Origin of the sequence: Sphingobacterium multivorum (assembly GCF_039511225.1) — a bacterium.
GTDB lineage: Bacteria > Bacteroidota > Bacteroidia > Sphingobacteriales > Sphingobacteriaceae > Sphingobacterium.
This window is the reverse complement of record NZ_CP154261.1, coordinates 5432858-5457951: the sequence shown is the minus strand read 5'-3', so window position 1 is coordinate 5457951 and position 25094 is coordinate 5432858. Positions and strand designations below refer to the sequence as shown.

Sequence of the window (25094 nt, the reverse complement as noted above, 5' to 3'; positions counted from 1 at the left end):
TTCTGTGGTAGCGGATTGGCTATATCAATTTTTTTAGTAAGGTATTCCAACCAGTCAAGTCATTCAATATTTTTTCAAGATCGGCAATGGCAACACGTTCCTGTGCCATCGTATCACGGTGACGGATGGTAACGGTGTTGTCTTCTAGCGAATCGTAATCGACTGTGATACAGATCGGTGTTCCGATTGCGTCTTGACGACGGTAACGTTTTCCAATGGCATCTTTTTCATCATATTGGACGTTGTAATCCAATTTTAATGTATTTAGGATCTCGCGAGCTTTTTCTGGTAAACCATCTTTTTTGGTCAATGGTAAAATTGCCGCTTTTACCGGTGCCAATGCTGGTGGAAATTTCAATACGACACGAGAATCTTGTTTTTCTGCTGTAGAAAGATCTTCCGTTACCAGAGCGTTACATAATACAGTCAAGAAAAGTCGGTCCAATCCAATTGAAGTTTCAATTACATACGGAATATAGTTTTGATTGATTTCAGGATCAAAATATTGCATTTTCTTTTTAGAAAATTCCTGGTGTTGTTTCAAGTCAAAATCTGTACGCGAGTGGATACCTTCAACTTCTTTGAATCCGAATGGGAAGTTGAATTCAATATCAACTGCCGCATTTGCGTAATGTGCCAATTTATCGTGGTCGTGGTAACGGTAGTTTGAAGGATCGAAACCCAATGCCAAATGCCATTTCAAGCGTGTCTCTTTCCATTTGTTATACCATTCCAATTCAGTACCCGGGCGGCAGAAAAATTGCATTTCCATTTGCTCGAATTCACGCATGCGCATGATAAACTGACGTGCGATCACTTCGTTACGGAAAGCTTTACCAATTTGGGCAATACCAAAAGGTATTTTCATGCGTCCTGTCTTTTGAACATTCAGAAAGTTGACGAAAATACCTTGTGCAGTTTCAGGACGAAGGTAAACCTGATCAGCTCCATCTGCCATAGCACCCATCTGAGTGGCAAACATCAAATTAAATTGACGTACTTCAGTCCAATTTTTGGTGCCTGAAACCGGACACACGATATTATGTTCTTCAATGATGGTTTTTAGTCCAGCTAAATCATCAGCATTCAATGCGGTATTCAAAGCGTCTAATAGGGCAGCAGCTTCTGCTGTCTTACCGTCTGCTTCATAACGTGCAATCTTGTCTTCGATCAATTGATCGGCACGGTAACGTTTTTTTGAATCCTTATTGTCGATCATTGGGTCGTTAAAGCCATCAACGTGACCCGATGCTTTCCATGTTGTGGGGTGCATGAAAATTGCGGCATCAATACCAACAATGTTTTCGTGCAATTGCACCATGGATTTCCACCAATAAGTCTTTAGGTTGTTTTTTAATTCCGAACCTAATTGACCGTAATCGTAGACGGCACTTAATCCGTCATATATTTCGCTCGATTGAAATACAAAACCGTATTCCTTCGCGTGTGATACTACACTTTTGAAAAAGTCGTCTGTCTGTTTGCTCATAAGTGGCAAATATAGATATTAGTATTTAGATTTTAGATATAAGATTCTTGATAAGAAGCATTCTTTAAATGCCTAAATCACGGATCTGTTGCGATGCATTTTTGTTATCTACTTTTTTGATGATATGCTGGATAATGCCATCTGCATCAATCACAAAAGTGGTGCGTGCTGTGCCCATATACTTTTTGCCATACATGTTTTTCTCAACCCATACGCCATAGGCCTCGACAAGGCTCTTGTCTTCATCTACAAGCAATTGAAAAGGTAGCTCATGCTTACTGATGAATTTTTGATGCGACGCCTCCCCATCTATACTTACACCGATGATCTCAAAACCATCTTTTTTCAAAGACTGATAGTTGTCCCTGAAATTGCAGGCCTCCGTGGTGCAGCCTGGTGTATTGTCTTTTGGATAAAAATATAAAATAACTTTTTTTCCTTTAAAATCTGAAAGATGGACTGTTTCACCATGTTGATTTTTTGCACTGAAATCCGGTGCTTTCTGTCCTATTTCTAGTGTTGCCATATTACATTGTATTTAGTCGATTAAGATACGATTAATCTCTTGAAACCGCTGATTTATTACCCAAAATCAGGTGTTTACCTTGTAAAAGAAGCTTCGTATGTCTTTAAATTTCCTTTGTTGTCTTTCACTTCGAGTTTAAACTCATGTCGGCCACTGCTTAAGTCGGGTTCGAAGTCATGCCAAATATGTCTTGTTTTCGGGTCATATTTCATCAAAGCCCATTTCCCATCAATGTAAGCATTAAAAGTATCTATTCCAGAGAGATTGTCGCTGATTGTAAAGTCAATGGATTGCTGTCCGCTCACATTCTTTCCGTCGGTCAGGTTACGTGCTACAATATTCGGTGCAATGGTGTCAACAGCAACATAAAAACCGCCAAATTCGCGTACATTGGCCACCACCCAACCGTTCTCATATTTACCTCCCTGTGCTCCACCATCGGAAGAAACAATCAAAGCTTTGTCATAAAGGTTTTCAGATAAGCTGTAGTCTGGTTTGATCATGAGCTTGTAGTATCCGAAGACCGGTGTATAAGCATTGTGGATATAGTGCATTGCCGAGTAGCCTTTTGCAGGTTTTGCTCCTTGTGAATAATTGAAGTAAAGATCGTCGTACAATACATTTTTACCCATATAAACACGCGCATTCTCTGCTTCATATTTGTTCTCGTCTGCGAAGTGGAACATTTTTAAGCCGGCAGCATTGGCGCGACTGATCGAAAGCGAAGGATTATTTTGCACCTTAAAATTCAATTCGCTCGTATTTCCTTGAACATCCTTGACGACATATTTTACCTCATGGACCTCATTGTCTTTCAATTCGATTTTCCCCAGGTTGTCCAAGTGTTTATAGATGTTGATCGGATTGTTTGGATCTTTAAAACTTTTTTGAACACGTACACCGGATTTTTTTAAGTAGGGGTAGTCGACGTAAGACTGGATCGCACGGGTCTGATCAAAAGGGATTGATTCAAAGAGCACCGTACTGATGTTTTTGTTGTCCAAAAAAAGTTCGATCGAGTAGACACCATACGTAAATGAGATACCACTGCGTTTATCGACGGTGTTAATGCCTAATCCAAAGGTACCGTTCACAGAGATAGGGGCGTTTGTTGCTAAACTATAATTGCCGCTACCAACGGACTTAATAGTTTGATGCCTGCGGGGTGTATTTTCATCAAACAGTTCGGAGCCCAAATCATAGACTGTCATGCCGCGAATGATCGGCTTGACACCATCCGGAAAGAGTAGTCCAAACAATTGGGGATTGAGTGGCAGTTGTGCCTTTGTATCGCGGATTTCAAAATGAAGATGTGGACCGGCAGAGCCGCCTGTATTGCCCGAATTTGCAATAAACTCTCCTTTTTTTACAGGGACCTGGTTTGGTTTAAGAAAGACATCGACATCAAAACGTTTTTGCTTATACTGCTCATCTTTGACGATTTTAGCAAGGTCCGAATTGAAACTTTCCAAGTGCATGTATACCGAGGTGTAACCATTGGGGTGATCAATATAAACATAATTACCACCACCGCCTATTTGTACCCTGACACGGGATACAAAACCTTCCGCGGCTGCATGCACCGGAATATTGATGCGTTGTTGTGTCCGATAATCGTCCCCACCATGGAAATGTGTTGCCCGCAATTCGCCGAATGATCCCGAAGCCTGTGGAGCAATGTCCATCGGTCTTACAAAATAGTTTTGTGGATAATTGCGGCTTTTGATAATATCTTGTCCCTGGCTTACACCTGTTATGCAGGTTAGCAGGGAGAGTAATGCTGTCGTTTTTTTTATCATGCTATTTCCCCTACTATTTAATTTTACAGCTAAACATTTTCTGGTCGCCGATGAAACCTTCCAATAAATCGCCGATGGCTACAGAGCCAACACCAACAGGCGTGCCCGTGTAAATGAGATCCCCTTTGCGAAGGGTAATAAATTTGGAGGTATACACAATCAGATCTTCGTAGGAGAAAATCATGTCCTTGGTATTTCCCTGCTGAACTGTTTGTCCATTTTGCTGCAGGGAGAAATCAATCGAATTCACATCTGTTAGCTCCTCTTTAGGAATCAAGTTGCTGATTACTGCGGAATGGTCAAATGCTTTTGCCAATTCCCAGGGAAGGCTTTTTGCTTTTAGTTCTTGCTGCACATCCCTTGCGGTGAAGTCAATTCCCAAACCGACGGCATCGAAGTATGTTGATGCAAATTTTGGGGTGACATGTTTTCCCTCTTTACAGATCCGGAGGACAACTTCGGTTTCGAACTGAATATTTTTGGAGAATTCCGGGTAATAGAAATCTTTGTTATCCTTTAATACCGCAGTATCGGGTTTTAAAAATATAATGGGGTTTTCAGGGACTGGATTATTGAGTTCTTTCGCGTGGTCGATGTAATTGCGACCGATTGCAATTATTTTCATGATATAAATTTTTTAGGCAATGAAGCTTCCAGATTTCTTGCGAATTCATGAGCTCGGTTTTCATTGCGTGTACGTTTGAGGCGGTATTCGAAAGTACTATATGCTATTCGTGAGGGACCTACACTAGGCCGGAATGCGCTATGCTAACGAACGTCATGTGAGGAACGATATGGCTATCTTCTAAAAGCTTGTCGTGCATCCCTACTCGGTATACCTTAGTTTTCGTTTACCACAACAAACTTAATAAATGTCCAAAGCTTATCCAAAAATGAAGGAAAACAACAACATCTACTACATACTACCAAAGCGACCTTTTATATAGGGTTTAGTTAGGGTTAGTTTAGGGTTTAGTTAGGGTTAGTTTAGGTATAACCTAATGAAAACCTAACTTAAACCTAACCAAACTCTAATTTATGGCTAAGCTAAGTAAAACATTGATGTCAATTGTTTGTTAGGGTGTAAAATAGATCATAGAAATAAATAAGAAGGTTAAAAAATGGGAATATTAGAAGATGGTCCAAATGGTGGTTTTCGAGGTAAAGTAGGTTCAGTATATGGCTATAATCTCAATGGAAAATGTGTTATACGGGGGGCGAGGAGGAAAAGTACGAAACCACCAACTGCAGCGCAATTGGCACACCGTCAAAAATTAAAAATGGTCAGTGAGTTTTGTCGCTGGATAAAGCCTATTGTTGATTTTGGGTATCAATTTGAAGAAACTAAAAACTCTGGGCGAGGAAAATTTCAGCTTGCACAGCAGCGCATTTTCAAAAATGCCATTGATGTGGATGTCGAAAATAAACCAGTTATTAGTATGGAAAAAGTGCAGGTATTTGTCGGGGAGCTCGTGTCTCCCGAAGGTGTTCAGGCTCGTTGGGAAGACGGTCTGCTGAAATTATCCTGGATACCGAATCCAAAATACAGGGATAGCATGTTTAAATTAAATCTGGCCTTAGTCAGTTTAGATCGGGAGGGCGACCTCAAAATGGCCATAGCGGATGCGGCGCAGGGGGAATGTACGGTTGATATCGCGACATTCAGAAAGGATAAATTTGAATATCATGTCTACATCGGTTTTTGGGATACCTATCATGGTGCATTCTCAAATTCGACCTATTGCGGTGTCATTTAATAGGATAATTCAGTCTACTTGTGTATCTTTAACACTATGAATAAAATACAGGCGGTATTGTTCGATCTGGATGGTACGTTAATTGATTCGGAATATTTCTATTTCAAAAATTGGGCCCCTATATTAAAACAGGAATTTAACCTTCTGATCAACTATGAAGATTGGATTCGCGATTTTGCTGGACATACTTTAGCACATAATGTCAAGCGTCTTACCGAGGACTATGGCTACGACGTGACGGAAGAACATATGTGGAAGCGTACACGTGCGGCTTATGCCGATTCTAACATGAGCGATATTGAATTAATGCCTGGAGCGCGAGAAATTTTAGCTTTTTTGAAAGCAGAAGATATCCGTATTGGGCTTGTGACTTCGAGTTATAGAAGCACAGTCGATACTGTTTTGGGCAAGCACGAGCTCTTGGATTATTTTGAGTTTTTTGTCACGCGAGAGTGTGTGGAGTTGCCAAAACCCAATCCGGAACCTTATCGTTTGGCATTGACAAATCTGGATCTACCAGCTGACTGCTGTGTGGCTATCGAAGATACATCGACAGGAAGTACATCGGCGTTGGGAGCAGGGACGCAGTTGATTGCAGTTACGAAACAGGAGGTGGAACGTGCTAGACTAACAGCTGTTGATAACATTGTGGAAAACTTGTCTGAGGCAAAAGCCCTGTTGGCGCAATGGATTTAAGGGTTGTAAAATAATTTAATCGTTTTAGCATTTGTATTTTTATTCGGATATATGTAATATTACCGAATTGTAAAGGGAACTCTGATTATGAACCGTAGAACCGCAATAAAGCAATTTTTCATTATAGCTGGCGGACTGACAATTTTGTCGTCCTGTCTGAATGATGGAGGTGCATCAATTGTATTGAATAAGCTGAAGATTTCGGCAGAAGATGAGCAATTTTTGGGCGATCTGGCTGACATCCTGATTCCGAAATCGGATACACCAGGAGGGAAGGATCTGAACTTACATCTTTTCGTCATCAAAATGGTCGATGACTGTGAGTCGCCAGAAAATCAGGCTAAATTTGTCGCTGGTTTCAATAAATTGAGAAAACAGTTGAATTTAAAAAATAGCAAAGAGACGGAGGCCACTTTGGCGGGGTTAAAAGACAAAACCGACGAGAAGGCTTTTTTTGAGACCTTCAAATCGCGTGCAATTCAGGGGTATATGAACTCAGAATACGTGATGAAGAATAAGGTGATCTATAAACTTATTCCGGGTCCGTACAATGGTGCGGTAAAAGTTAAGGCATAAATAGCACATGGCAAATCTAAATATTGACAGTGAAAAAAACAGAACCTACGATGCAATCGTGATTGGTTCGGGAATTAGTGGCGGTTGGGCCGCAAAAGAGTTGTGCGAGAAGGGATTGAAAACATTGGTTTTGGAACGTGGACGTGATGTACAACATATCAAGGATTACCCAACCACCAATATGATGCCTTGGGAATTTGAACATCGGAACGAAATGCCTTTCAAAGTAAAAGAAGAGAATCCGATTGTCAGCAAATGTTATGCATTCCATGAGGATGCGGCCCATTTTTTTGTAAAAGACAAGGAACACCCTTATATTCAGGAGAAACCTTTTGACTGGATCAGAGGCTATCAGGTTGGCGGCAAGTCGTTATTATGGGCGAGACAAACGCAACGTTGGTCTGACTTTGATTTCGAAGGGCCGGCTAGAGATGGTTTTGCAGTAGATTGGCCGATCCGTTATGCTGATTTAGCCCCTTGGTACGCTTATGTCGAAAAATTTGCCGGTATTGCAGGAAATCACGATGGACTTCCTGAATTGCCGGACGGCGAGTTTTTGCCAGGCTACCCATTAAATATTGTCGAGAAGTATTTTAAAGAAAGCGTCCAAAAGAAATTTCCGGAGCGCAAAGTCATTTCAGCACGTTGTGCACACTTATCCAAACCAAATCAGATTCACATCGAACAAGGACGTGTACAGTGTCAGAATCGCGTACTTTGTCAGCGAGGATGTCCTTTTGGTGGATATTTCAGTTCCAATGCAACGACAATCCCTTGGGCTGCGAAGACCGGGAATATGACCTTACGTCCATTTTCGGTTGTTCATTCAATCCTCTATGATGAACAAAAAGGAAAGGCAGTGGGTGTACGTGTTATTGATACCAATACAAAAGAGGAAATTGATTTTTATGCCAAGTTGATTTTTGTCAATGCGGCGGCAATCAATACGAATTTAATCTTATTGAATTCTAAATCCAACCGTTTTCCAAATGGTTTGGGCAATGATAGTGGTGTGTTAGGAAAATATGTTGCCTTTCACAACTATAGTGCACGCATTTACGCGGAGTATGAAGGGATGTTGGATTTTACGGCCGAAGGGCGGAATCCCGCAGGTGGAGGGTACATTCCACGCTTCAGAAACTTGCACAAACAGGAAACGGACTTTTTAAGAGGCTATGCCGCCGGTTTCGGTGCTTCACGTAGTAAAGAATCTGATCGTTCGGGTTTAGGGTTAGATCTGAAGAACAATTTGTTGAATCCTAAATTAGGTGTTTGGCAGGTTGGATCTCACATGATGGGTGAAACAATACCAAAAGAATCGGGAATGGTTTCATTGGATAGCAGTAAGAAAGATGACTGGGGTATTCCGTTGTTAAAAATTGCTGTCGATTATGATGAGAACGATGAAAAAATGAAAAAGGATTACATTGCCGTCATGACGGAGATGTTTACGGATGCTGGTTTCACAAACATTCGCCCGGATACACACTGGCAGGCTCCAGGTTTGGATATCCATGAAATGGGTGGTGCACGTATGGGCCACGATCCGAAAACTTCAGTATTGAATAAATGGAATCAGATGCATGCTGTGAAAAATGTTTTTGTCACAGATGGTGCAAGTATGACGTCCACATCAACACAAAATCCTTCATTGACCTATATGGCATTTTCGGCTCGATCTGTCGATTATGCGGTTAGCGAGATGAAGAAAGGAAATATTTAATTTTACCGGGGAAAGCTTTTGAAAATAAATCTTTCCCCAGTAAAATTAAAGTGCTATCTTTCCAAAGAATAGCACGTTAAAACCAAGAAATAATAACCAAAAAGGAAAGATAAAAAGTAATAGACAATTAAAAAACCAAAATAGGGAAACCAAAAAATTTTACAAAAAAAGCAAAAGCGATTTAGCTCAATTTATTAGGAGCCCTTTGGGTTAATGAGCCCAGAGGTAGTCTAAACCTGCTGTTTTCTCTTTTATGTTAAACGAAAGAATGAAAACAAAAAAGGAATTGGATATCCAAATTTTTAAGAAAGCGGATCGATTTTTAAAAACATCAATTAAGGGAAACTAAATTAAACTAGACGTTTTAAGCATCTTTTGCTAAAACGTTTTTATAAACCAAATCACTATTAATATGAGCAAAGTTGACGTAAAATCATTTGCGCAGCTTGGGAAAAAATCAAAGTTATTTTTCTCATTGGCTGTCATTGCTGGTACTTTCCAACAAGTCAATGCCGCTGTCGGAACTTCAGTCAATTACGAAGGAAAATCCTTCGTAAAAGAAGTAAACCATGTGCAGCAGCAAGTTAAAGGAAAAGTATTGGATGCTGCTGGAAAACCAATTTCAGGAGTTAACATCGCTGTAAAAGGAACTTCGAAGGGCACACAATCTGATGCCTTGGGTAATTTTACTTTGGATGCTAAATCGGGGGATGTATTGGTGGTTTCTTCCATTGGTTACAAAGCCAAAGAAGTCACTGTTTCCGGTGCAACTGTTTCTGTACAATTGGACGATGATCAAAGCCAATTGGACGAAGTTGTCGTTGTTGGTTACGGTACCATGCGTAAATCGGATGTAACAGGTTCTATTGCGATGGTTAAAGGAGCCGACATGATCAAAGATCAGAACTTTAGTCCGCTGGATAACTTAAGAGGTAAGGCTTCGGGGGTGAATATCTTTTCCAACTCGAGCCAACCTGGTGCTTACGCCAACCGTGTGGTCATTCGTGGTGTGGCTACGATCAATTCATCATCCAATCCACTCTATGTTGTGGACGGGGTTGTGATGGAAGACTTTCAGTTGTTGAATCCGAATGATATCGAGAATATCGAGGTATTGAAAGACGCATCTTCGGCAGCAATCTACGGTGCACGTGGTGCAAACGGGGTTATCTTGGTAACAACAAAACGTGGAAACAAAGATGGGTCCAAAACAATTAGTTATCAAGGATCTGCTGGTGTGAGCTCGGTTCAACGCTACATGGATGTATTGAATGCACAGGAATGGGTAGATGCCTTTATGATCGGCTTACAAAATGAAAATAAGTACCAAGGGAAATCCTGGTCTTTGGATAAAAAGACCTGGTTTAATGATGCCAATTATTTCGATGCCAATGGCAACCCGCTTTATAATACAGATTGGCAACGGGAAGCAACACGTACAGCTATTTCGCACAATCATCAGTTGAACGTACAACAGGGTGATGACAAATCTTCTGTCGGGGCTTTCTTGAATTATACCGATCAGCAAGGTGTCGTTAATAATACCTGGAATAAGCGTATCAATGGAAAGCTTGCTTATGATGCTAAACCAACATCATGGCTTTCTACAGCAATTAACTTAACTGTTAACCATACTTGGGGACGTTATACACCAGAAGACGGTGGTGGACAAGAAGCGCGTCGTACCATGATCGAGATGATTCCTTGGTATCCAGTCTACGAAAAGGACGGTACTTATACCAATTCCTCTTCTTCAAAAGTAGCAGAAACATTGGGTTTTGAAGGTATGTCTAATCCAGTCGCTATTTTAGACAAGCAAAAACGCATGCGTTACAATACGCAGATTTTTGGAAATGCAGCATTGACCTTCCACTTGGCAGAAGGTTTGGACTTAAAAACCCAATTGGGTATTGATAATCATCAGAAGACTTACCGTGGCTATTCTTCTGTAACTCTAAATAATATTTCCAGACCAAATGGTTGGGCGGAAATTAATCACCGTAATACACTTTACTGGCAAGAAGAAACTTACCTGACTTATAATAAAAAAATTGACAAGCATCGGATCAATGCGATGGCAGGTCTCTCGTGGCAGGCACGGACCAATGATTATGATGGAAGTCGTACGACAGGCTTTGCTGACGATTTCTATGAATACAATAATATGGGAGCCGGAACAATCCCTGATCCACCGTATTCAGCATATGACAAGTGGGCAATGAACTCCTATTTTTTACGCGCTAATTATTCGTATGATGACCGTTATTCGGTGGTATTTACAAGCCGTTATGATGGAGCTTCCAAATTTGGTTTAGACAAGAAATACGCTTTCTTCCCATCCGCAGGTTTAGCATGGAATGTGGGAAATGAAGATTTCCTAAAAGGAAATGATAAGATCAGCAATTTGAAACTACATACAAGTTATGGTCTAACAGGTAACTCGGAGATTGATCCGTATAGTTCACTTGCGAATGTTGCTACTGGAACAACTTTACTAAATGGTCAACGAGCAACGTGGTCTTATGTCGAGTCTATCGCGAATCCGGATTTAAAATGGGAGAAAACTGCCCAATATGACGTCGGAGTCGAATTGGGTTTGTTTCAAAATCGATTGAATTTTGATGTCTCTTACTACCATAAAAAGACCAATGACCTCCTATTAGAAGCTCCATTGCCTCACTCTTCTGGTTTTAGTTCAGTCTATAAAAATATTGGATCTGTAAAGAACCAAGGTTTGGATTTGATGATCAATGGAACCATCTTCAATCACGAAGATTTTAGTTGGAAAGCATCCTTAAATGCCAACTATAACCAAAACAAAGTCGTAAAACTTGGTGAGAATAATGAAGATATCCAAATGAACTTTTGGGTAGGTGGTGCCAATAGTATTATTCGTGTGGGCGAGAACCTGAATAGCTTCTATGGCTACCGTCGACTAGGTGTATATACACAGGCGGATGTCGATGCCGGCAATGCAACGACAAGTCAGATTGGACGTGCGAAGAGATCGGCAGAGAAAGAGATCATTGGAAAAGGGCTGCCAGATTGGACCGGTAGTTTTATCAATAACTTACGCTACAAAAACTTCGATTTTACGTTGGATATGCAGTTTGTAAAGGGGGTAGATGTCATGCAACAGTTCTTCCATTCGACCTACGACCGTTTTGGTATTACCAATGGTTTAAAAAATATCCTGACAGATGCGTATAATGGCTCGAATCCGAATACGATGCAGCAGGCTATCTATCTAACGAATGGTGGACATGCCGGACAAGATACGAACGTAGACGATGCTTGGGTAGCTGATGGGTCTTACCTTCGTGTCAATTTGATTCAGTTGGGATACACCTTTAATCCTGATGTGCTGAAACGTGTCGGTATGTCTAGATTACGTGTTTATGCATCTGCGAATAATCCATTCTTATTTACATCGAAGGAGTTCTTAGGTTATGACCCCGAAAGTACTTCTCAAGGAGAAAGTAAGTTCGGTCAGAACATGACTTTCTTCTCTTATCCTAGAGCGAAAACTTTTTCTGTAGGTGTGAATGTAACCTTTTAACTCTTAGAATTTAACAAAATGAAGAATAAATTATGTATGTTGTTATTGGCCGGGTTGGCATTGACAACTTCTTGTAATAAATTTTTGGAAGAAGACCCCAAATCTGGGGTTGTTTTGGGAAGCTTTTATAAAACTGAGTCTCAGGCTAGAGAGAATGTCAATTATCTGTACCGTAATGGTGCACCTCAACGTTATTCATACGCGTCAAGCGCTTACCTCGGCCCCACAGCTTCTATCAACTCCATGTTGACGGGCTATTTTACAAGCAGCTATGAAGGACAAGAACGGATCTGTTTATTTGCCAGAGAATTGACTCGTCAAAGCAATACCAGTATCATCTCCAACACAATGAATACCATTTGGGATGAAAGCTATAAAGCAATCAACGTATCCAATGCCGCTATCCAATACATTCCTCAAATCAACATGGCGGATGCTGTTAAGAATAGCTTGGTTGGAGAAGCAAAGTTCTTTCGCGCATTTAACTATTTTTATCTGGTAAAGACTTTTGGTGCTATCCCTTTTTATACGACGCCAAATGAGTCTTTAAAAGACAATCTATACTTGGAACGTACGGATGCTGCGAAAGTATATGAATTAATTGAGTCCGATTTGAAGTCTGCTGTGGAACTCCTTCCTGCTGCAACATTTGCTGCAAATGGACACCGGATAACCAAATATGCGGCGGCAATGACTTTGGCCAATGTTTACCTACAACAGGGTAAATATGCTGATGCTGCAGCGGCAGCAAAGATTGTCATTGGCTCAGGTCATAGTATGACCACAAACACCAATCTTGGGATGAATAGTGCCTATAATAAATTACGTACGACGGATGATCTGGATGAAGTAATTTATGCACAGGAGTATAATGCGACTATCCGCGATGGTAGCTGGTGGCCAACTTATGCTTTCAATTCGTCAGCCGTATCGTTATTTACATCCTATTCGATCTTTGAAAGAATCTATGGACCAACCAAACAATTTTTGAATGTCTACGAGAGCAAGGATCTTCGTATCCAGCCGAATCAGTTCTATCATTGGAAGTATACGAATCCAAAAAATGGAAAAGTGTGGGAATCAACGGATGCGGGAATATGGTATTTTGTGGATGAAGAGGCGCTATTGACAACAGGAAAAGCGACTAAAGACTGGAACTTCTATCGTTACCCTGAAGCTTTGCTTATCGCTGCAGAAGGAATCGCGAAAACATCTGGCGTGAGTGCTGAGGCTGCAGGTTATTTAGCTCAGGTAAAAGCACGTGCCAATACCGAAGGGAAATCAGTTGCTGCGTATACAGCCGAATTACTAACCTTATCAGCAGACAATTTTGTGAAAGAATGCTGGAAAGAGCGTCTCCGCGAGTTCCCGTTGGAATTTAAAATGTGGGACGATATTGTTAGAACGAAAATGTTCCCTGTAATTTCAACAACTGAGGCTGGTAAAGTCGATTTCGTACCATTGATTGGGGCTAAGAACGGATCTGGTGCAACATTCAAAGAAACAGACTTATTATGGCCGATTTCTCCAGATGAAATTCAGCGAAATAATAAGTTGACACAAAATGCAGGCTATCAATAGTCTTCAAAATCTGAGTTTAAAATGGCCATCAATCGATGGCCATTTTTTTTTATAAAAAACGCCTAACGCAATGGAATCTAGTGACAATAAACGGGGAAATTAGGTGTTTAGGTAACATCTATAGCGATACTGTTTAAAATTTTAAAAAAACCTTTTCCCTTTAAAATTAAAATCCTATCTTGAATCCACAATCAAACACTTAAACTAAAAACAATAACCAAAAAGAGAAAAATCAACAAACATATAATTTAGATAAAATCACATTCGCTTTTTTTTCTTTAAATAGCAAAACCGCTTTTGCTTTGTTTTTTACACTGATTATATGCTGAGTTGTTCCAGCTTAGGTGCATTTTTATGTTTTTTTTAATAATAAATAATTAATAGGCTGCCAGATTTAATCTATTACGATAGAGATGGGGATCAGGTATTACTATTAATTATTGAAGAAGATACTAATTAAACATGATCGTCTTAGCTTATCAAAGCTAAAACGTTTTATAAACCAAAATCACTAGTTATATGAGCAGAATCGATTTAGAATCATTTGCCCGCTTAACGAAAAATACCAAGCTGTTTTTTTCGTTGGCTATTATCGCTGGGACGATACATCAGGCAAATGCACATGTCATTACCAAGGGGGAAGACCCAAAAGAGACCATTACCCATAAGGTCACTAAGTTGCAGGATTTAATTAAGGGAAAGGTACAGGATGCAAAGACTGGAGAAGGGGTCTCCGGCGTTTCGGTTACCGTCAAGGGATCCACAAAAGGTACAACATCGGATGGACAGGGTAATTTTGCCCTGCAAGCCAAGATAGGAGATGTCCTGGTCGTGTCGTCCATCGGTTATCGAACAAACGAAGTCAAAGTAATCGGAAAAGCCCCGATTGATATTCGTCTATCCGCGACGGAAGACCAATTGGAGGAGGTTATTGTTGTCGGTTATGGTACACAAAAGAAAAGTGAAGTGACTTCAGCAGTGGCCTCTGTAAAAGAAAAGGATTTCAATCAAGGGGGTATGCGCAACCCAATGGATCTGGTGCAAGGTAAAGTTGCCGGGCTAAACGTGACGAGAACCCAGGGCAGCAATCCAAATGCTGGTTCGGATATCCAATTGCGGGGGATGGCTTCCATGAAAGGTGGCAACTCCCCGCTTATTGTCATTGATGGTATTCCTGGTGGAAATCTCGATTTGATCAAGCAAGGAGATATTGAATCCATTGATGTTTTAAAGGACGGATCTGCAGCCGCTATTTATGGGACGCGTGGTAATGGTGGTGTAATTTTAGTGACCACTAAAAAAGGCAAATCCGGAGAGCCGCGATTTGAATATTATACCTATGGTCAACATGAGTCTGTAGCAAAGAAACCTTCCATGTTGAATGCACAGCAATTTAGAGACTATGTGGTCAAAGGGCAGAATAAACCTGATCTTGACCTGGGTGCGTCAACGGATTTATACGATGAATTGATCAATAAAGGTAATTTTTCAACATTCCATAATTTTGTTGCCAGCGGTGGTGGCGATAAATCCAACTACCGTGCTTCAATTAACTATGAAAATGCCGAAGGTATTGCCAAACAGAATGGACGCCAGCAATTCGGCGGTCGTGTCAATTTTTCGCAAACTGGATTAAAAGATCGATTGACTTTTTCCGGTAATATTGCGGCCAATTTCAATAAAGCAGATCTTTTAGGTGGAAAAACGGAATATTTCGAACAGGCGATCCAGCGCAATCCAACTGCTCCGTTATACAATCCTGATGGGAGTTTTTACCAAACCCAAGGTTATAATAATTTTAATCCGCTGGATCGTATGGCCAACCGTGTAGATCAACGCAATCAGGAAACATTCTCAGGAGATGCGCGTATGAAACTCAAGATTATAGAACCATTGAGCATATCAGCTTTCGGATCCTATCTTAGAAATAATTGGAACGATCGTCAATATCGGTCGATCAAAGATTGGGATCAACGCCAAAATTCTGAGTATCAGGGTATGGGCTATGCCTGGAAAAGAAATGAATTAAATTGGTCCAAGACCTTTGAAACAACCATTGATTACAACCAGACATTCAATGAAAAGCATAATATAACGGGTTTACTCGGTTACAGTTTTCAATATAATGGTTATGAGCGGTTTGAAATGTCCAATAATGGCTTTACAACAGATGCTTTTCAAGACTGGGACATGGGAAGTGGTACGGCTCTGACAAATACCAAATTGCCAAGACCATCGATGGGCTCATTTAAGGAAGACAATAAACTGATTGCTTTTTTTGGACGGGTAAATTATAATTATGACCAAAAGTACTTTGTGAGTGCAATTCTGCGTCGGGAGGGCTCCTCACGATTTGGAGCTAATCATAAATGGGGTAATTTCCCTGCCATTTCTGCGGGATGGACCATTACCAACGAAGACTTTTTCTCCAATAAAGACCTTGTCAACAATCTGAAGCTCCGTGTGGGGTATGGGGTAACCGGTAATCAGGGCTTCCCGAATTACAATTCGTTGATCTTATTGGGAACAGGCGGGGTGTATCCACAGGATGGCATCTATTATCAAACGTATGGACCGACACAGAACCCCAATCCAGACTTAAAATGGGAACAAAAAGCCGAATTGAATATCGGGCTTGATTTTGGTTTGTGGAATAACCGACTAACAGGATCTCTGGATGTCTATAATCGTAAAACCAAAGATTTATTATACCAATATAAGGCGCAACAGCCAGCCTATGTGAGTACAAACATTTGGTACAATGTAGGCGAGGTTTCGAATAAAGGTGTTGAATTGCAATTGTCTGGAGTTCCAATTCAAAAAGAAGATTTTAAATGGACGGTGGATTTTGCCGGAAGTTATCAAAAGAATAAACTCGTTACCATGTCCAATGATATCTTTAAAAGTAATTGGATGACTTTTGGCGGTCTGCCTTCTCCAGGTAATCTTGGAGATGCCATTCGTCTTGAAGAAGGCGGTGAAATTGGTTCCTTCTATGGAAAACGTTATGCGGGTCTGAATGATGCTGGAGAATGGCTCTTCTATAAAGCCGACGGTTCCAAGGCTACCATTGCCGATATAAATGATAATGATCGCGCCTATATTGGAAATGGTGTCCCCAAATTCAATGCGTCGCTAGGTAACCGGTTTGCCTATAAGGGCTTCGATCTGACCGTGTTTTTCAGAGGTAAATTTAAGTATGATATCTTAAATACAGCGGATATGTTCTTTGGTAATCAAAAATGGTTGCCTAATAATGTATTTGAAAGTGCTTTTACCAAACATGCCGATCTTAAACAGGATCCACAATATTCTGATTACTATCTCGAGAACGGAAGCTTTGTGAAGCTGGATAATATTACATTGGGATACAACTTTAAATTAAAAACTGATTATATCAAAAGTCTATATGTATATGCGACAGGAAGAAATATCGTAACAATGACCAAATATACGGGCATTGATCCAGAGTTGCAGGATACAGGTTTTGAAGCAGGGATTGATTCGCGCAGTTTCTATCCAAGAACAAGATCTTGGACAATTGGTTTAAATGTTGGATTTTAAAATAGTAAGGTTATGAAAAAAACAAATAAATATTTATTCGCCATCCTGAGCACTATTACTTTAGGTCTCTCTTTTTCTTCCTGCACCAAGTTGGATGAGACAGTGTATAGTCAGATCAAAGATGATAATTTTTACAAGAATAAACGGGAAGTTATGCAAGCTGCACTCCGGCCTTTTACGCATATGCAGGCCTGGCTTGCACCCACAGGCGGAAATGGCTTTTATTATCATTCCGAATTAAGTGCCGATCAGGTAGCCTGGCCACAAAAGGGACGCCATGGATATGACGGTGGAGATCATATCCGGCAGCACTATCACACTTGGACAAGCAATGAAAGCCGAATGCGTGGGGCCTGGGAGTTGATGTGGGGCGGCGTTGGCTATGTCAATAATGCTATTCAGGATATTGAGAAACTTGATATCACTAAAATCGCCGATCTGACGGAGGATGAGCGCACGCAAATACTTGTGCAATTAAAAGTAATGCGGGCATTTCACTACATTAAGATAATGGATCTTTGGGGCAACGTTCCTATCGTGACAAAGGTAGCCGATCCAATTAACCCTGAAACCAGACCAAGAACAGAGGTCTTTGCATTTGTACAGAAGGAGCTGGAAGAAAATGTAGGAAAATTACCTAAAACTTCAGCAAGTAACATTGGTCAAGTGTCTATGGCTGCTGGTTATGCCATGCTGGCTGAACTCTATCTTAATGCAGAAAAATGGTCGGGTAAAGCGATGAATGATGAATGTATCGCTGCATGTGACAAAATCATTTCTGGGCAAGCTGGCGGCATCGGGGGGGCTCCCAAATTGAGCCCTGATTTGAATGCATTGTTCAGTAATACCAATTCGGCGAATCCCGAATCGCTATTTCAATTTCAGTACAGCCGGCAGGCAGGTTTTACATTTGACTGGTCGGGATTCTACATGAGCTACGACTATATGAAGGAAGTGCTCAAAGTTGGCTACGGTGGATGGAACGCATTTGTTGTTATTCCTACTGCATTTAGTGCGTATGCTGAAAATGATTTGCGGAAGAAAGAATGGTTTTTGTTTGGACCACAATATAAATACGGCACCACTACACCTGTATTGGGGACGGAAGAGTATTCAGGTAAACCACTGGTGTTTGTCAACTCAATTCGCAGAGAAAGCGAAGGTGATAAGACTTCAGAAGGTGGTATGACAAAAGGAGAGGAGAATTCTGGAGCTCGTTTTAATAAATATAAATCAGGTACCTTAGACGATGCCAACTATTGGGAGAACGATTATATTATTTATCGTTTAACGGAGATTTATTTTGATAAAGCCGAAGCACTGATGCGCAAGAATGGAGGGAAAGCCAGCAGTGAGGCGGTTGAATTGGTCAATGAATCCAGAAAAAGGGCATTCAGCGCAGCCGATTGGCCTGCGGCACAGTACACGGTAGCTACATTGACATTGGAGGAGCTATTGGCGGAACGGGGACGCGAATTTATTTTTGAAGGAAAGCGCCGGACAGATTTAATCCGATTTGGGAAATATATATCCGGATCTTGGTGGGATCATAAAGCGACGAACGATAAGAATAAAGAACTTTATGCGGTACCGATGGATCAATTGGCTATTAATCCCAATTTAAAACAAAACCCTGGATATTAATGTTCGGGAATAGTAGATGCCCATGCGGGTGTCTACTATTCCTTTACCTAAAACATATGAAAAGATATTTTACGTTGTTTCTTTTGAACTTTATCGGTGCTGCATTATTCGCGCAGAAAGGTAATTTTCAAAACTATGCTATCCAAACGTTAGATAGCATCTATAGCAAGTTTGGAAATACTAAAAATCAGCTTTTGGCTGAAAAATATCCCTTTGATGAAAACTTTAAAGCTGATTATCTGGATAATAATCAACAGGCCGAGCAGCAAAAGAAATATGCTTACCTCTGGCCTTTCTCAGGTAGTTTCTCGGCCGTAAATGCCTTGATGGAATTACCAAAAACAAAAAAGGCATTTCAGTTCATACTCGACACAAAAGTCCTGATTGGGCTACAGGAATATCGGGACGAAAGTCGATCGCCGGTTGGTTATGCTTCTTATTTAAATACAGCTCCTCCCTCGGATCGTTTTTATGACGATAATATCTGGTTGGGGATAGATTTTACCGATAGCTATATTCATACAAAAAAAACAAACTACCTGACTTCGGCCAAAGAGATCTGGAATTTTGTAAAGAGTGGGGAAGATGATAAATTAGGCGGCGGCGTTTATTGGTGTGAACAGAAAAAGGAATCTAAAAATACCTGTTCGAATGCACCAGCAAGTGTATTTGCACTTAAGTTATTTATGGCAACCAATGATAAGTCCTATCTGCTGGAAGGGCAGCGTCTTTATGAATGGACAAAAAGAAATCTTCAGGATCCCGAAGATAAGTTATACTGGGACAATATGCAGCTCAATGGAAAGATTGGAAAAGCTAAGTTTTCGTACAACGCCGGACAAATGTTGCAGGCCGCTGCATTGCTTTATAAGTTAACGAAAAATAAACGGTACCTCGAGGATGCACAACAGCTGGCTGAGGCCTGTCTAGGCTATTTTTTCGAAACGAATGCGAAATTGGATTTCCCAAAATTGAAAAATAGCAATTTATGGTTTCATGCGGTGATGATGCGTGGTTACATGGAGCTTGCTGCGGTCAACGGTGACCAAAAGTATCTGTCTATTTTTGCTAAAAATCTTGAATTTGCCTGGAAGCATATGCGCGACCAAGCAGGACTTTTCAGCCCAGACTGGACTTTGAAGGATCAACATCAATCGAAATGGCTGCTCGATCAATGTGCGTTTGTCGAAATGTATGCACGTTTGGCAAAAGCTGGGTATTAGAATCGACGTAAAGCAGTATAAGGTTAAGACGCTGAAATTATTTTCAGCGTCTTTTTTGTTCTTGTAACATATTGGTTAAAGAGATTAAATATTGTTTACTTAACATAATATATGCTGTGAAATTTCTATTTTTGAGTTAGGTCAACTTATTACAAGCATGACTTGTAAAATATGATCGATAAACCTTGATCTAGCATGGGAGCGATTCATTGGATAGGATGGACATCAGGTTATCTATTCTGGATACAAGAAAGCTTGAATAGGTTGCGTACTCATTGGTTACCAAGTTATTTTATTATGAAACCATCATGATTTATTCAATCACATTAGGGAATGAATAAATCTGATCGCTTCATCGCAATTGAAAAACAAATTTATACAGATGAAAATTAAAAATCTATTATTACCATTGATCGTACTGGGGCTATCCACAAGTGCTGTGTCGGCACAGAGCAAAAAGATCAAACATGTTGTTTTAGTTGGTTTTGACGGTTTTGGAGCGTATGCTTTACCAAAAGCAGAGATGCCGAATCTCAAAAAGATGATGCAGGAGGGTACTTATAGTACACATGTACGCACCGTTTTACCTTCTTCAAGTGCTGTAAACTGGGCGTCCATGATTATGGGGGCTGGTCCTACAGCCCATGGATATACAGAGTGGGATAGTAAAACACCTGAGATTCCTTCTACAGCCAAAACAGCAAACGGCATGTTCCCTTCCTTATTTAATGCGGTTGCCAGCAAAAATCCTAAAGCACAGTTTGTGGTGGTACATAGCTGGCCAGGTATAGGTTATTTGATCGATAACAAAGTCGTTCAAAAAGTTATTAATACCAAAGATGATGATGAGGCTGCTTTGAATACCACGGTAGACATTATAAAGAAAGAGAAACCGACGATTACTTTTGTGCATTTCGATCAGCCTGATGGTGTAGGGCACAATATTGGACATAATACCCCGGAATACTATGCCGAGCTAAAACAGGTCGACAGACGCATAGGAACTTTGCTGCAGGCGGTAAAAGATGCTGGAATCGCGGATGAAACCATTTTCGTTGTTGCTGCGGATCATGGCGGTACAGGAAAAGGGCATGGTGGTAAATCGCTGGCTGAGGTGGAGATTCCCTGGGTAATGACCGGGCCTGGTGTACCCAAAGGGAAAGAAATTAAGGAAAATCTAATGATTTATGATATCGCGCCTACATTAACTTGGTTGCTTGGTGCACCGCTTGATGCCGCTTGGCGCGGACAGGCGATCAAAGCATTCCAACAATAGCCGTTGCCCGTCAAACAAAAAGCCCCAGAGAGTTTTCTTTGGGGCTTTTTGTTTGACAAATTGTCAATATTATATATCTACGACCACATCCATTTTGAAGTCATCATCTTTTAGATGAACAATTTCTGTTGCTTTTTCGTAGTTAGTTGATTTCTTGGAGAAGAAGTCATGTTGTGTCGTTTCAGTATTCAATCCATTCAATACGATTGGGTTGACTTGTTTTACTTCGAAGATCGGATCAAAACCTAAGTTCATCAATGCTTTGTTGGCATTGTAACGAACATATTCTTTTACCTCTGCAGTTAAACCAACTTCAGTATAGATCTCTTCTGTATATTTCAGCTCATTTTCATACAAATTGTAAAGCAAGGCAAGGAAACGAGCTTTTACCTGATCTTGATTTTTTAATTTTTTGAATTGATCTTGGGCTATTAATCCAACGAATACACCGTGGATAGATTCGTCTGCGATAATTTTCTTAATGATATCGGCAGAAGCAACCATTTCGCCCTGTCCACATAACCATAATGGCAAGAAGAATCCAGAATAGAATAAGAATGACTCCAATAATACGGATGCAGCCATCGCCATATAAATCTCCTCCTCGGAAGCATCTTCTTTATCGATCGCGCGGTAGTAGCCATCAATCGTTTCTGCTTTGTATTGAAGATATTTATTTTGTTGAACCCATTCGAAAATATCATTTATTTCGGCGGTCGTAGAAACTGTCGTGAAAATGGTGGAATACGATTTTGCATGGATAGCTTCCATCATACACATATACGACAATACCGCTTTATTCTGTAAGGTGTCGATATGATCGATGATTTTAGGCATACCTGTATGGCTTTGAAGGGTATCCAATAGGGTCAATCCTCCTAAAGCTTTTTTATACGCATCTTTCATTTCTGGGCTGATACGTTTCCAGCTATCGATATCTTTTGATGGAATGTATTCCGTGTCGATCCAGAATTGACGGATATTTTGTTCCCAGAACATCAATACATAATCGTTCTCAGGGGTATTCCAGTTGACAGCTTTATATGTTTTACTCATTTTTAGTTTAAAGTATTAGGCATTTATTATCACGTATTTGGATTGTTGATTTTAGATAAGCCAAAAGCCGCCAATGGCGTAGGCAACTTTTGACTTTCTCCCATTATATATCCAAATACTAAAATCTCAAAATTAAGCTGAACAAGAGACACATTCGTCGATGGTCGATTTTCTTGTCCGTGTATAATAAAGGGATTTCAATCCCAATTTATGTGCATAGATATAATATCTTGACAAATCTCGTGTCGAATCCTTTGAGTTTGTATGCAAAATTGTAGATACACCCTGATCAATATGGCGTTGGATAACCGAAATCAATTTCAAGACTTTGAATTGATCCATATCATAAGCCGATTTGAAGTAGAAATAATTATCGTTTGTCAAATATGGCATTGGATAGTAAGTTGTACTATCTCCATATTCACGCACTTCAATGATATCGACGATTGGCATAACTGATGCGGTTGCATTCATGATATACGAAGTCGATTGATTTGGAGCAATGGCCAAACGGTAAGCATGGTAAATACCATGTTCTTTGATTTTTGCTTTTAATTCCAACCAATCTTCTACCGTTGGGATATGTATCCCTTCAAATAACTCCGCTACCTTAGCAGTTTTAGGCATATAATCGCGGTTTACGTAATTGTTGAAATACGTACCATCGGCATAGGCTGATTTTTCAAATCCAACAAATGTTTTACCACGTTCTTTGGCAATTTCCATCGATGCTTCCAATGAATAATAGTTCATCATCATAAAGAAGGTATTGGCAAAATCGAGCGCCTCGTTAGATTCATACATAATGAAGCTTTTTGCAAGGTAACCATGGAGGTTCATTGCACCTAGCCCTACAGAATGTAACTCACGGTTTGCTTTTGCAATAGATGGAACCATATCGATATTGGTCACGTCTGTAACGACAGTCAAAGCACGCATCGCCGTTTTTACGGTCTCTTTGATACGTTTGTTGTCCATTACAGTTGCAATATTTAAAGAGCCTAAGTTACAGGAGATACCATAACGGATCGTGTCCTGCTTGCCATAGATCTCAATATCGGATACTTGAGATACTTGCATGATTTCAGTACACAAGTTCGAGAATTTCACTTGACCGATTTCATTCAATGCATGGACACGGTTGGTGTTCTCTTTGAAGAAAATATAAGGATACCCTGATTCTTTTTGTGTCTGTGCAATTTTAACTAAAAGGTGACGGGCATTGATTTTTTTCTTTTTCACGTTTGGATTCGTGATCAATTCGTCGTACATCTTGTCCATATCCATCTCATCCAAGAATTGTCCATACTCTTGCATTACCGTATGTGGGTAGATCAAATAGCATGGTTCATCTTTTTCTGCCAATTCCATGAATTTATCCGGAACGATGATCCCGATCGACAACGATTTGATCCTTACTTTCTCGTCAACGTTGATTTTTTTACAATCTAAAAATTCTTCAATGTCAGAGTGGAAAATATTAAGGTATACTGCCCCAGCGCCCGGACGTTGTCCCAACTGGTTAGCATATGAAAATGTATCTTCCATAATCTTCATAATTGGAAGTACACCGCCAGCACGGCCTTCAACACCTTTAATCGCTTCGCCGCGAGCACGGATTTTAGAGATATTGAACGATACACCACCACCGATAGAAGACAACTTCATGGCAGAATCAACAGCGTAACCAATACCATTTAAGTTGTCACCGATCTCATCCAAGAAACAAGAGACCAATTCCCCTGAACGTTTCTTTCCTGCATTCAAGAATGTAGGGGTCGCCGGCTGGTATTCTTGATTGATCATGATTTCAGCATATTCGATCGCTTTTTGAACACCCTCTTCTCTTGCCAAGAATAAGGAAACAGCAACTACACGGTCTTCATAACGCTCTAAAAACTTCTCGCCAGAATCGTCACGTAAAGCGTAGCTCTGAAAGAATTTGAATGCCGCCATAAAAGATTCGAAACGGAATTTCTTCGCATACACATAGTTGAATACCGTTTCCATTTCTTCAAATGTAAACCATTGATAAAAGTCAATATAATAGTTGTTTTCTACCAAATAGTCTATTTTTTCTTTTAATGTATAAAAGAACACTGTGTTCTTATTTACATATTCCAAGAAATATGCACGAACCGCTTCCTTATCTTTATGTAAGCTGAATTCGTCATCATGCTTAATCATGATTTCATTATTAAGCAATATCCAGTTTTTTGCTACTTCGTTTGCTACCATCGCAAAAGTTCTTTAAGATGTCAATAAATTGATTAATATCTTCCATTGTTCCGGACAGTTCAAATTTGAACGCCAGTGGAATGTCAAAATCCTGTGAAATGCGATCAGCTGCTAGACCAAAATTCGGTCCCCAGTTGCGGTTGCCACTGGAAGTAACAGAATAGATATTTTTAGCTTCGCGTTTCATGAATTCTTTTGTGTTTTCGGGCACCTGTCCAAAATTTGTGGTGAAGGTGACCAAATGACCGGGGTCTTTTACCGTTAAATCAGCGGTGATTTTATGGATCTGCCAGCCCGTTATCTGAGCTACTTTGTCCATAAAGCGTTGTACGTTCCCCGTTCTGGAATCATAATAAATGTGTATCATGTCACTGTTTCATTTTAATG

17 protein-coding genes are annotated in these 25094 nt (G+C 40.3%); 10 read left to right on the top strand and 7 right to left on the bottom strand.

Annotated features, from left to right (window positions below; genetic code table 11):
• Positions 1-19: 19 nt before the first annotated feature.
• The 4 genes from AAH582_RS22810 to AAH582_RS22795 form a co-directional block, all read right to left on the bottom strand.
• Complete coding sequence (locus tag AAH582_RS22810; protein WP_046673707.1) at positions 20-1489, bottom strand: glycine--tRNA ligase; 1470 nt, start codon at positions 1487-1489, stop codon at positions 20-22.
• Between the two features lie 64 nt (positions 1490-1553).
• Positions 1554-2015, bottom strand: coding sequence for a thioredoxin-dependent thiol peroxidase (gene bcp / locus AAH582_RS22805; RefSeq protein WP_046673708.1), 462 nt, complete (start codon positions 2013-2015; stop codon positions 1554-1556).
• A gap of 74 nt (positions 2016-2089) precedes the next feature.
• The gene (locus AAH582_RS22800; RefSeq protein ID WP_343320706.1) at positions 2090-3814 is read right to left on the bottom strand and encodes a M23 family metallopeptidase; all 1725 of its coding nucleotides are present in this window, start codon (positions 3812-3814) and stop codon (positions 2090-2092) included.
• A gap of 13 nt (positions 3815-3827) precedes the next feature.
• On the bottom strand, positions 3828-4439 hold the full coding sequence (locus tag AAH582_RS22795; protein ID WP_046673709.1) for a fumarylacetoacetate hydrolase family protein: 612 nt from the start codon (positions 4437-4439) through the stop codon (positions 3828-3830).
• A 496-nt stretch (positions 4440-4935) separates the two neighbouring features.
• Between AAH582_RS22795 and AAH582_RS22790 the strand changes: the two genes are divergently transcribed.
• The 10 genes from AAH582_RS22790 to AAH582_RS22745 all read left to right on the top strand — a co-directional run bounded on the left by AAH582_RS22790 (position 4936) and on the right by AAH582_RS22745 (position 21413).
• Positions 4936-5571, top strand: a complete 636-nt coding sequence (locus AAH582_RS22790) for a DUF6266 family protein (protein ID WP_343320705.1) — start codon at positions 4936-4938, stop codon at positions 5569-5571.
• A gap of 36 nt (positions 5572-5607) precedes the next feature.
• Entirely contained in the window at positions 5608-6267 is a 660-nt protein-coding gene (locus AAH582_RS22785) for an HAD family hydrolase (RefSeq protein WP_046673710.1), read from the top strand.
• An 87-nt stretch (positions 6268-6354) separates the two neighbouring features.
• Positions 6355-6843, top strand: a complete 489-nt coding sequence (locus tag AAH582_RS22780; protein WP_343320704.1) for a gluconate 2-dehydrogenase subunit 3 family protein — start codon at positions 6355-6357, stop codon at positions 6841-6843.
• A 7-nt stretch (positions 6844-6850) separates the two neighbouring features.
• Positions 6851-8566, top strand: a complete 1716-nt coding sequence (locus AAH582_RS22775; protein WP_343320703.1) for a GMC family oxidoreductase — start codon at positions 6851-6853, stop codon at positions 8564-8566.
• Between the two features lie 412 nt (positions 8567-8978).
• Complete coding sequence (locus AAH582_RS22770) at positions 8979-12125, top strand: SusC/RagA family TonB-linked outer membrane protein (RefSeq protein WP_084823142.1); 3147 nt, start codon at positions 8979-8981, stop codon at positions 12123-12125.
• Positions 12126-12143: 18 nt separating this feature from the next.
• Positions 12144-13706: a RagB/SusD family nutrient uptake outer membrane protein gene (locus AAH582_RS22765; RefSeq protein ID WP_046673713.1), complete on the top strand. Its 1563-nt coding sequence runs from the start codon at positions 12144-12146 to the stop codon at positions 13704-13706.
• A gap of 519 nt (positions 13707-14225) precedes the next feature.
• On the top strand, positions 14226-17270 hold the full coding sequence (locus tag AAH582_RS22760; RefSeq protein ID WP_343320702.1) for a SusC/RagA family TonB-linked outer membrane protein: 3045 nt from the start codon (positions 14226-14228) through the stop codon (positions 17268-17270).
• 12 nt (positions 17271-17282) lie between these two features.
• Positions 17283-18914 (top strand): RagB/SusD family nutrient uptake outer membrane protein, encoded by a 1632-nt coding sequence (locus tag AAH582_RS22755; RefSeq protein ID WP_084823144.1) that lies wholly within the window; start codon positions 17283-17285, stop codon positions 18912-18914.
• A 56-nt stretch (positions 18915-18970) separates the two neighbouring features.
• The gene (locus AAH582_RS22750; RefSeq protein ID WP_343320701.1) at positions 18971-20137 is read left to right on the top strand and encodes a glycoside hydrolase family 76 protein; all 1167 of its coding nucleotides are present in this window, start codon (positions 18971-18973) and stop codon (positions 20135-20137) included.
• A gap of 382 nt (positions 20138-20519) precedes the next feature.
• A complete protein-coding gene (locus AAH582_RS22745; protein WP_343320700.1) occupies positions 20520-21413 on the top strand; it encodes an alkaline phosphatase in 894 nt (297 codons plus the stop codon).
• A gap of 69 nt (positions 21414-21482) precedes the next feature.
• Here AAH582_RS22745 and nrdF read toward each other — a convergent pair whose 3' ends face one another.
• From nrdF to nrdI, 3 genes are all read right to left on the bottom strand, one after another.
• Positions 21483-22469 (bottom strand): class 1b ribonucleoside-diphosphate reductase subunit beta, encoded by a 987-nt coding sequence (gene nrdF / locus AAH582_RS22740; RefSeq protein WP_046673716.1) that lies wholly within the window; start codon positions 22467-22469, stop codon positions 21483-21485.
• 132 nt (positions 22470-22601) lie between these two features.
• Positions 22602-24707: a class 1b ribonucleoside-diphosphate reductase subunit alpha gene (nrdE, locus tag AAH582_RS22735; RefSeq protein WP_046673717.1), complete on the bottom strand. Its 2106-nt coding sequence runs from the start codon at positions 24705-24707 to the stop codon at positions 22602-22604.
• Positions 24667-25074 carry a class Ib ribonucleoside-diphosphate reductase assembly flavoprotein NrdI gene (nrdI, locus tag AAH582_RS22730; protein WP_053003630.1) on the bottom strand — a complete coding sequence of 136 codons (408 nt, stop codon included), beginning with the start codon at positions 25072-25074 and terminating at the stop codon, positions 24667-24669. The genes nrdE and nrdI overlap by 41 nt, the downstream gene beginning before the upstream one ends.
• Positions 25075-25094: the final 20 nt, after the last annotated feature.

Coding starts and splice junctions, on each gene's coding strand:
- AAH582_RS22770 (WP_084823142.1), top strand. CDS start 8,979: ATGAGCAAAGTTGACGTAAAATCATTTGCGCAGCTTGGGAAAAAATCA.
- nrdF (WP_046673716.1), bottom strand. CDS start 22,469: ATGAGTAAAACATATAAAGCTGTCAACTGGAATACCCCTGAGAACGAT.
- AAH582_RS22755 (WP_084823144.1), top strand. CDS start 17,283: ATGAAAAAAACAAATAAATATTTATTCGCCATCCTGAGCACTATTACT.
- nrdI (WP_053003630.1), bottom strand. CDS start 25,074: ATGATACACATTTATTATGATTCCAGAACGGGGAACGTACAACGCTTT.
- AAH582_RS22750 (WP_343320701.1), top strand. CDS start 18,971: ATGAAAAGATATTTTACGTTGTTTCTTTTGAACTTTATCGGTGCTGCA.
- AAH582_RS22785 (WP_046673710.1), top strand. CDS start 5,608: ATGAATAAAATACAGGCGGTATTGTTCGATCTGGATGGTACGTTAATT.
- AAH582_RS22780 (WP_343320704.1), top strand. CDS start 6,355: ATGAACCGTAGAACCGCAATAAAGCAATTTTTCATTATAGCTGGCGGA.
- AAH582_RS22795 (WP_046673709.1), bottom strand. CDS start 4,439: ATGAAAATAATTGCAATCGGTCGCAATTACATCGACCACGCGAAAGAA.
- AAH582_RS22775 (WP_343320703.1), top strand. CDS start 6,851: ATGGCAAATCTAAATATTGACAGTGAAAAAAACAGAACCTACGATGCA.
- AAH582_RS22800 (WP_343320706.1), bottom strand. CDS start 3,814: ATGATAAAAAAAACGACAGCATTACTCTCCCTGCTAACCTGCATAACA.
- AAH582_RS22810 (WP_046673707.1), bottom strand. CDS start 1,489: ATGAGCAAACAGACAGACGACTTTTTCAAAAGTGTAGTATCACACGCG.
- AAH582_RS22760 (WP_343320702.1), top strand. CDS start 14,226: ATGAGCAGAATCGATTTAGAATCATTTGCCCGCTTAACGAAAAATACC.
- AAH582_RS22790 (WP_343320705.1), top strand. CDS start 4,936: ATGGGAATATTAGAAGATGGTCCAAATGGTGGTTTTCGAGGTAAAGTA.
- AAH582_RS22765 (WP_046673713.1), top strand. CDS start 12,144: ATGAAGAATAAATTATGTATGTTGTTATTGGCCGGGTTGGCATTGACA.
- bcp (WP_046673708.1), bottom strand. CDS start 2,015: ATGGCAACACTAGAAATAGGACAGAAAGCACCGGATTTCAGTGCAAAA.
- AAH582_RS22745 (WP_343320700.1), top strand. CDS start 20,520: ATGAAAATTAAAAATCTATTATTACCATTGATCGTACTGGGGCTATCC.
- nrdE (WP_046673717.1), bottom strand. CDS start 24,707: ATGGTAGCAAACGAAGTAGCAAAAAACTGGATATTGCTTAATAATGAA.